The organism is Neisseria sp. WLZKY-1, from assembly GCF_046546535.1.
Lineage (GTDB): Bacteria > Pseudomonadota > Gammaproteobacteria > Burkholderiales > Neisseriaceae > Neisseria.
The window spans coordinates 26792-35331 of record NZ_JBKGTW010000022.1; the positions used below are offsets into that span (position 1 = coordinate 26792).

Genomic DNA, 8540 nt, shown 5'->3' on the forward strand with positions numbered 1-8540 from the left:
TTTGGTGTTTGCTGCGGATTGGCGGTTTTCAGGCCGTCTGAAAACCGCAAGACTTAAAACTTGCCCTGAATGCCGATGCTAAAGGTACGGCCGGGGCCGGGAGCGGGCACGTTGGACATCGGGTCGAGATAGTAGCGGTTGCTCAGATTGGTCAGGCTGAAATTGACGCTCATGTTTTTGCCGAAGCGGTAACGGCCGTACAGGTCGGCCAGCAGAACCGGACGCCAGTGGTAGGGCTGGCCGGTGCTGGTATAGACCTTGTCCAAACCCTGTTCCAGCAGACGGTCGTACTGCTTGGTATTGATGCCGCTGTGGTAGATGGTGCGCAAGCCCAGCTCCAGCTTTTCGCCAAACAGGCGCACGCCGGCATCGAAGTTGACCGAGTATTTGGGCTGCATGGCCTGGTAAAAGCGGGTGGCGCCGAAGCCGCCTTCGATGCAGTCGGGTATGCGGCGGCGGTAAAGGTCGGCGCTGAAAGCGAAGCTGGAATCGCACACTTCCTGTTTCAGCCGGTAGGTCATACCCAGTGAGGCGAAAATACGGCCGATATCGGCGCGGCTTTGGAATTCGATGCCGGTGGTGTTTTTGCGGTCGTACTGGGTGATGCGCTTGTCGTCGGTATTGTCGAGCACGTTTTTAATCGAGTTGTTGAAATAGGTCAGGCGCACATCGCCTTCGCGCAGCCGGCTCCAGTAGGGGGCGAAATTAAAGCTGTAGCCGACTTCCCAGCTGCGGCTGCGCTCAGGTTTGACGTCGTATTCGGGGCGGGGGATATTGCCCAGAACAGCCACATCGTGTGCGCTCATTTCATACAGGCTGGGGAAGCGGGTCATTTGGGCGTAGCGCAAAAACAGGCGCGATTTGTCGGTTAAGTCGTAGCTGATTGCCAGCATCGGCGCCCAGGCCGATTCGCGCATTTCCGGCGGCTCGCGCCACCTTTCGGCATCGGTAATCTTTTCGGTCAGATGGCAGGCATTGCTCGGTTCCCCGGAACCGCATGTACCAATATCTTTTAAGTTCAGAGGAACAGCATCGGTGGGATGGCGGCCGCCCGGCAGGTAACTGTAAAAACTGCCCTGCAGACCCTGCGGATTGTTGGTGCGCTGCTCAAACATCGCTTGGCTGAAAGGCAGATCACCGTCCGGCACCAGCTTACCGTTGTGCATCATTACATCGCGCCGGCGTACGCGGTAATAGGCGCATTCGTGATCGTGGATACAGTTGTCGCCGCTGGCTTTGACACCGCGCACGATATCTTCTTGCAAGCCGTGATTGGCGGTAAAGGATTGTTTCAGATTATTCAAGCGATCTTCTAGCGGCTGCACATACTGCCGGTATTCGGGCTCGTTCTTGCCTTCATGCCAGTTTTGGGCATTGGGATCGCGGTTTTTGCGGTACCAGTTTAAAAAGTCCGCCCGTGCCTGAGTGAGACGGTCGTCGGTCGCCACTACTTGGCGCCAGGCATCGCTGGCGGTTTTGTCCATCAGCTCCCAATAGGGCAGGCGTACGCCGGTAATAAACGAGCTGGAATGGGTGCTGCGGGCTGAGGCACCACCGAATGCGTAGCGTTCGTTGCGGTTGCGGCGCTCGCGGCGCAGCATATCGTCCACACCGCGGAAGCGGTGGTAGCGGATGCCGGCTTGGACGTTCAAACGGGAAGTGGGATGCCAGTCGAAACCAAGATTAACGCCCCATTCGCTGCGGTGGGCGCTACGCGGCCCGGCCATGGCGCCCAGCGAGGTGACCATGCCGTACAGATTGAACAGATCATCGGAATTGATAATGCGGGTATATTCGTCCAGCTTTTCGCGCTGATAGTCGGCGGCCACCACCATGCCCAAGCTGTTGCTTAGGGTAAAACGGTTGCTGATATTGAAACCGGTGCGGGTGACTTCGGTTTTCTGCAGGGCACCGGATTGGATGCGGCGCGCTTCGGGTGGAAGCCCGCTATTGGCATCATTATCGAGAAAGTCTTGCAATTTGCTGTTGGGGGTGAAATAACCCATGTTTATCAACTGTTCGCAATTATTATCAGTACCAAGCGGCTGCTGCTTGCGGTTGATGCACCAATGCCAATAGTCGTGGCTGATATCGGGAAAGCCCACCATCAATGCCGGACCGCCGGACTGGTGGCGGCGGCTGCGGGTTTTTACCCGCCACACATCGGCCTGCAGATTGACCCAGGAATTGCCTTGGGGTTTCCATTCGTAGCTGATTTTCTGGGTATCGCTGCGGATGGTGGAATCCATACCGGGTACTTGCGAAGGCGGCTGTTTGCGGTATTTGGGATTATCTTGGTTGTATTCGTAATTGCCCAAGGACAGCATGGTATGGAAGGGGTTGAGCTCGCCGAAGCGCACATTGGTGCGCATATACTGCAGGCCGATTTTTTGCTTGTCGGGCAGATACCAGTTGTTTTTCAGCAGCAGGGTCTTGGTTTCGGTATTGCTGCCGATCACTTCTTTGCCGCCGGGAAACAGCCGTGCCATATTGGGGATAAAGGCGGCTTTGGGGCGGCAGTCTGTGGTTTTGCCGCCATTGTCGTAGCAGCGCTGCAAGTCGTTGAGTGGATTATTTAGGTAGCCCGATTCACCTTTTTTCCCCGAGATGTAATTGCCTTTGTTGCGGTAGCTGTAGGCGGCCAGGCCGTCGGTTAAATCGGTTTTGAATGCCGCTACCGCCATATGTGTGCGGTCGTCTTTAAAACGGCCCTTGCTTCTGAGGTTGAGGGCGCCGTCGAGAATAACGCCGTAACCGCTGACTTCCTTGGTCCACGGATCAAAGCCGCCGCCCGCACCATCGGCGGTGGCACCGCCGATGGTGCGGTAGTCTTTGCCGATATATTGGTTAAGGGTGTATTGCGGGCGTATGGTGTTGTCGGCAAATTCGGTACGGAAACCGACTGCCCATTTCTGCCCTTCCGGCACTACATCTGACGGTTCGATGGTGCGGATGCTCACCGAGCCGCCGACACCGGATTTGACCCCACGCGTCATCGCCGGACTTTTTTCTACGGCAATACTGCGAAACAGGGCTGGATCGACATAGTTGCGGTCGCTGACGCCGTAGTTGTTCATCCACACGTCCACAGTCTGCTCGGTGCCGTCGATGGTGACCGGGATACGCCCTTTGCCGGCCACGCCGCGGATATTGGGCGTGATGGCGCCGCCGGCGGTACGGGTGTTCATATTGTAAACACCGTTCAACCCTTTCAGGATGTCGCCGGCGGCGTCGATGCGGTAGCGCTCCAGATATTCTTTGCCGACATAGACATTGGAAACGTTTTTGCTGTATTGCTCCGCTTCGCCTTTTTTATCGGTGCTCAGCCGTTTGGCACGGACGGTAACGGTGTCGAGGTTGTCGCTTTCGGCGGTGTTGGCGGCGGGCGTGCTGTCGGCCGCCCACACTTCGGGCATGCAGAACAGCAGGCCGAGGCAGGCGGCAATGGTGTTTAAACGGCAGGCTTGCATTTGCTTTCTCCTTTTCGTGTGTCGTGAGGCGGGCGGATTTTTAGACGGCCTGTATAGTGAGCCAACACAAAAATCTGCGGCGTTGCTGCGCCTTAGCTCGAAGAGGGCGGTTTTCTACGGTATTAAAAATGCCAAGAAAACCTGCCCCGTACTACCTGCGGCTTGCTGCCTTGTATCTTTTTGTGTTGACTCACTATAAAATCTGCCCGAATGCTACGAATGAAAATGCTTACTTTAGTTAATTTTTGCTGATTATACGGTAGTTGTAAAAATTTGATAAGACACAAACGGAATTGTTTACATAAAAAAAGGCCGTCTGAAACCTTAAAACGGGTTTCAGACGGCCTTTTCCTTTTTCAGACGCCCTAGGGGCTGTTGACATTCAATTTTTCACAGTATCATACAGATATGACCAGATATACCCTATCCGATGCCCAGTGGGCAGCCATCGAACCGCTTTGTCCGGGTAAAAAAGCCGACCCGGGTAAAACCGCCAAAGACAACCGCCTGTTTCTTGAGGCCGTACTGTGGATAGTCCGCACCGGCAGGCTAACCTTTTATTTTATTTAAAACATAACCATTTGATAACGCTGAAAATGATGCCTGCACAAATTTATCATTTGCAGTGTAATGGGGTTTTAATCAGCCACATTCAGGCACAAATCAGCCCCAACTCTGTAAAGAACAAAAAACGTAAACATCCATGCGGATTTTTACGTTTTTCTTTTTTGCAAAAGCAAAATTTAAGGAATGGAAGCAATGTTTGTAAAAGTTGTATTGATGGCCGCACTGGCCGCCATACCGGCACTTGCTGTCGCCAAGCCCCAACCCGCTGCCACTTCGCAGCAGGTTTTGTTTTCCCAATTGGCACAGCAGTGCGGCAAAGACGTCCATCCCGATACCCTGCAGGCCGTTGCCCGTGTCGAAAGCCAGTTCAACCCCTATGCCATCGGCGTGGTGAAAGGTGCGCTGCCCCGCCAGCCGCGCAGCATGGCCGAAGCGGTTGAAGCGGCCAAAATGCTGCACGCTCAGGGTAGGAATTTCAGTATGGGGCTGATGCAGGTAAACCGTTACAACCTGAAAAGCTACGGGCTGGACTACCGCACGGTGTTCGATCCCTGCGCCAATGTGCGCACCGGCGCGGCCATTTTGGCCGACTGCTTCAAACGGGCGGGCGGCAACGGACAGACCGATCTGCAAAAAGCCTTTTCCTGTTATTACAGCGGTAATTTCCGTACCGGTTTCCGTGCCGATTTCAAGGGGCAACCGCCGTATGTGGTCAAAATCCTCAATGCCGCACGGCAAAACCATGCCGGCCAGATGCTGGCTTACAGCGTACCGGCGGTGAATCCGTCGGCGGCAGCCAATCTGACTGCCAAGGCAGGACAGTCCGCACAAGGGATAGTCAAAGCATCAGACAGTGCAAAACTTTCGCCGCCACCGCGCAACAGCGGGGATATTGCCCGCTCATCCGAAAACAGCACTTATCTGATGGGCAATGCCAATGCTCCTGCAACTCTTTCTGTTTCCGAACCTGCGGCTAATACGCCTGCTGCTCCGCCTGCGGAGCTGTGGGACGTATTCCGCGAGTTCTGATTAAAACTTTCAGACGGCCTGTGCCGTCGGAGGTTTCAGCTCCGGCCTTTGGCCGGTTTTTTTATCTTCTCTATTTTTAAGAGGTTTCAATAATGAAAGCAGTCAATAAAAAACAAACGGGGCAAACGGTCAAAACCGTTGCGTTTGCCATCATGATGCTGGCCGCAGCCGGTGCGTCCGCTGCCGGTTTCGCCGCTGACGGCAAGGCGATGATTACCCAAATCCGTACGGGTATCTACGCCGTTGTCGGTGTGGTGGCCGGACTGTGCCTGCTGTGGCAGTTCGTGCAGGGCTGGGGCGGCCGCAAACAGTGGACGGATATTCTGGAAACGTCGTTGTGGATTGTCGGCGCGGGTGCGGGCATTGCGATGGCAACCTGGCTGTTCACCAAAGGCGGCAGCATGACTTTCTGATGATGGAAAAATCATGACGCAAACCGTAACGCAATCCGAACACATCAACATGGAACAACCTACCTACAACGGCCTTAACCGGTCGGCAATGGTGCTGGGTGTTCCTCTGATGCCTTTGGCCGTATGCGGTTTTGCGCTGATGATGACCAGTCTGTTGGCAGCGTCTTTCCTCGGCGGAAAGGCGCTGCTTCTGCTGGCGATGGGCATACCGGTATTTCTCGGCTTGCGCACCATCAGTGCAAACGACGACCAGGCATTCAAAATCTACGCGCTCGAAGCCAAATGGTTCATACGGCGCAAGAACGCCGCCCTGTTCGGCGGCACTTCTACCATATTGGCTACCAAATACGGGAGACAGCAAAGTGATTATCAGCGATTTCTTGAGCAGGGCGCTCAAGGGACAGCCGGCACAATCGGACTTTATGCCGAAAATCTGCCAACACGTTACCAATAACATTGTCTACTACCACAGCGGCCATTACGGCTTTGTCATCCGTATGGAAGGGTTGCCGTTTGACGGCGTGGACGACAAACACCTGTTTGCCCATTACGTCGGACTGCGTTCGCTGCTGGCCGGCATCGGCAAATCGTTGGGTAACCGCGCCGCCGTCTGGACGACTTTGCAGCGGCGCAAGATCGACTTCAACCGCAACTACCGCTTCAAATCGGAATTTTGTCGGCAGTTTTCCGACAAATATCTGAAACGCTTTCAGGAAGAAGACTATTTTGAAAACGTTTTCTACCTGACGGTACTGATCAAAAGCGGCAGTATCCAGATGGGAATAAAAGAAGCGGAAGAGCAGATTCAGGTAATGATGCGCTCGCTCGAACCTTATAGTCCCACGCTGTTGACGGCGTATCAGAACCAAAACGGCATATTGTTTTCTGAAGTATATGAATTTTTTGGCAGTCTGATTAATGGCGTCAACGAACCGATTCCATTATCCACAGTCGATGCCTATCAGACGATTGCCGCTGCCAACCTGCACTTCGGCACCGATATTTGTGAGATCCGACCCGAACGCGGCGGAAAAAAGTACGCCATGTTTTACGATCTGAAGGATTACGGCGTCAGCAAACCGAAAATCTTCCTTGATATTCTGACCCTGCCGTGCGAATTCACCCTGACTCAGAGCATGGTTTTTATCAACCCCTATACCATGCAGGGAGAAATCCGCAAGCAGATAAACAACCTGCAGTCGGTAGGCGATTTGGCCGTCGAACAGATTGACGAGTTGGAAAGCGGGATGGGCAAACTGACGGCAGGAGAACTAATGTTCGGCGACTATCATGCCGCATTGGTTGTGTACGGCGATACACCGCAACAGACCGTGGATAATGCGGCACGCGCCTATACTACTTTTCTCAATTCCGGCGGCTACCGTTTTGCCAAAGCCGGATTGTCCGCTCCGTCCACTTTTTTCAGCCAATTGCCCGGCAGTGCGGAAAAACCGCGCAGCTTCCCGAAAACCACCAGCAATCTGGCTGCGTCCTTCGGTATTCACAACTATTCGCACGGCAAGACAAACGGTAACCCCTTGGGCGACGGCAGCGCGGTAATGCCTCTGCAGACCCGCTCTAAAACCATCTTCGACTTCAATTTCCATTTCACCAATCCGAAGGAAGACAACGTCGGAGAAAAAATCGCTGGGCATACGCTGATTTTAGGAGCCACCGGTACGGGCAAAACCACCCTGCAAACCTCCCTGATGGCCTTTACCGAACGTTTCAACCCGTTTTTGTTCGCCCTCGATTTGGACCGGGGCATGGAGATTTTCATCCGCGCCATCGGCGGCAGTTATTTTGCACTGGAAGCGGGCGTGCCTACCGGACTCAATCCCTTCCAACTGCCCGACACCCCGCACAACAGAGAATTCCTTTATTCGTTGGTAGGTATGTGCGGCGAAGACGAGAACGGCAAAACCACTGCAGAGGAAGACAAGCAAATCCAATTTGCCGTAGATGCCCTGTTTGATTTGGATTGGGAAATGCGCCATTTCAGCCACCTGTTGCAAAGCATACCGAAATCGGTTGATCCCAACTCCCTGCGCAGCCGTTTGGAAAAATGGTGCCGTAGTGAGAACGGCCGCTTCGCATGGTGTTTGGACAACCCGGAAAACCTGTTTGATCCGGAAACCTTCTGGCGTGTCGGCTTCGATCTGACCGACATCCTGAAAGACAAATATCCGCCGACAGGTCCGGTGCTGGCATATATGTTCCACCTGCGCGACATCATGATGGAGAGAGTGGCGAAAGAAGACGGCATACTGGCCAGCATTATTGAGGAATTCTGGTGGCCTGCGCGGTTTAAGGTCACTGAAGAACTGATGCTGAAAATCCTCAAAACCGACCGTAAACGCGGCGGTTGGCTGATTTTGGTATCACAATCGCCCGAAGACGCAATCGCCAGCAGCATTTTCCCCGCCATCGTCCAACAAACGCCGACCAAAATCTTCCTGCCCAACCCCGACGCCGAATACGAAGGCAGCTACGAGCGTTGCGGCATCACACGCAAGGAATACGACGATTTGGTCAAACTGTCGTTGGACAGCCGAACCTTCCTGATTAAACAGTCCAAACAGTCGGCATTCGCCAAACTCGATCTGTTCGGATTCAAAGACGAAATGGCCGTTTTGTCAGGATCCAGTAACAACATCGAACTGCTGCGCCAAGTGATGGACGAATATGGTGAATCGGCAGACAACTGGTATCAGCCGTTTATGGAAGCAGTCCGCGAACGGAACGGCAGCAAGCGATAAACAATAAAAAGCCGGACGGGTACCCACCAGCTTTTTTCAGACGGCCTGCACGGCCTTTTTTCCTGCCGCATCCTGCGGCTTTTTTATCTCATAAGGATCATATTATGAAAACGACAAAGAAAACCCTTATCCGCAAACTGACAGCGGCTGTACTTGCAGGCTGCTTGGCGGCATCACTGCCTGCGACTGCCGGCGGCATTCCGACCTTGTATATCGGAACTTCCGTATCATAGCAACAAACCGCCCGCCGCCGCCCGCATCCGACCAAGGCAAACAACCGTTGCGTAGCTCAGGGAGCGGTC

Annotated in this window: 5 protein-coding genes and 1 pseudogene; 5 read left to right on the forward strand and 1 reads right to left on the reverse strand. The window is 53.9% G+C overall.

Features of this window, described 5'->3' with window-relative positions; genetic code table 11:
• Positions 1-53: 53 nt before the first annotated feature.
• Positions 54-3416, reverse strand: coding sequence for a TonB-dependent receptor domain-containing protein (locus ACLD9W_RS07295; RefSeq protein WP_410841404.1), 3363 nt, complete (start codon positions 3414-3416; stop codon positions 54-56).
• A 462-nt stretch (positions 3417-3878) separates the two neighbouring features.
• Here ACLD9W_RS07295 and ACLD9W_RS07300 point away from each other — a divergent pair.
• The 5 genes and pseudogenes from ACLD9W_RS07300 to ACLD9W_RS07320 form a co-directional block, all read left to right on the forward strand.
• A pseudogene (locus ACLD9W_RS07300) lies at positions 3879-4016 on the forward strand (transposase); the annotation flags it as partial.
• Between the two features lie 213 nt (positions 4017-4229).
• Complete coding sequence (locus tag ACLD9W_RS07305; RefSeq protein ID WP_410841400.1) at positions 4230-5066, forward strand: lytic transglycosylase domain-containing protein; 837 nt, start codon at positions 4230-4232, stop codon at positions 5064-5066.
• 92 nt (positions 5067-5158) lie between these two features.
• On the forward strand, positions 5159-5479 hold the full coding sequence (locus tag ACLD9W_RS07310) for a TrbC/VirB2 family protein (RefSeq protein WP_410841401.1): 321 nt from the start codon (positions 5159-5161) through the stop codon (positions 5477-5479).
• Positions 5480-5492: 13 nt separating this feature from the next.
• Positions 5493-5933 carry a VirB3 family type IV secretion system protein gene (locus ACLD9W_RS07315; protein ID WP_410841402.1) on the forward strand — a complete coding sequence of 147 codons (441 nt, stop codon included), beginning with the start codon at positions 5493-5495 and terminating at the stop codon, positions 5931-5933.
• Positions 5902-8238: a conjugal transfer protein gene (locus ACLD9W_RS07320; RefSeq protein ID WP_410841403.1), complete on the forward strand. Its 2337-nt coding sequence runs from the start codon at positions 5902-5904 to the stop codon at positions 8236-8238. Before ACLD9W_RS07315 ends, ACLD9W_RS07320 begins: the two co-directional genes overlap by 32 nt.
• Positions 8239-8540 lie beyond the last annotated feature (302 nt).

Excerpts from the sequence above, each read along its gene's own strand:
- ACLD9W_RS07295 (WP_410841404.1), bottom strand. The coding sequence starts at position 3,416 with ATGCCCGAAGTGTGGGCGGCCGACAGCACGCCCGCCGCCAACACCGCC.
- ACLD9W_RS07310 (WP_410841401.1), top strand. The coding sequence starts at position 5,159 with ATGAAAGCAGTCAATAAAAAACAAACGGGGCAAACGGTCAAAACCGTT.
- ACLD9W_RS07305 (WP_410841400.1), top strand. The coding sequence starts at position 4,230 with ATGTTTGTAAAAGTTGTATTGATGGCCGCACTGGCCGCCATACCGGCA.
- ACLD9W_RS07315 (WP_410841402.1), top strand. The coding sequence starts at position 5,493 with ATGACGCAAACCGTAACGCAATCCGAACACATCAACATGGAACAACCT.
- ACLD9W_RS07320 (WP_410841403.1), top strand. The coding sequence starts at position 5,902 with ATGCCGAAAATCTGCCAACACGTTACCAATAACATTGTCTACTACCAC.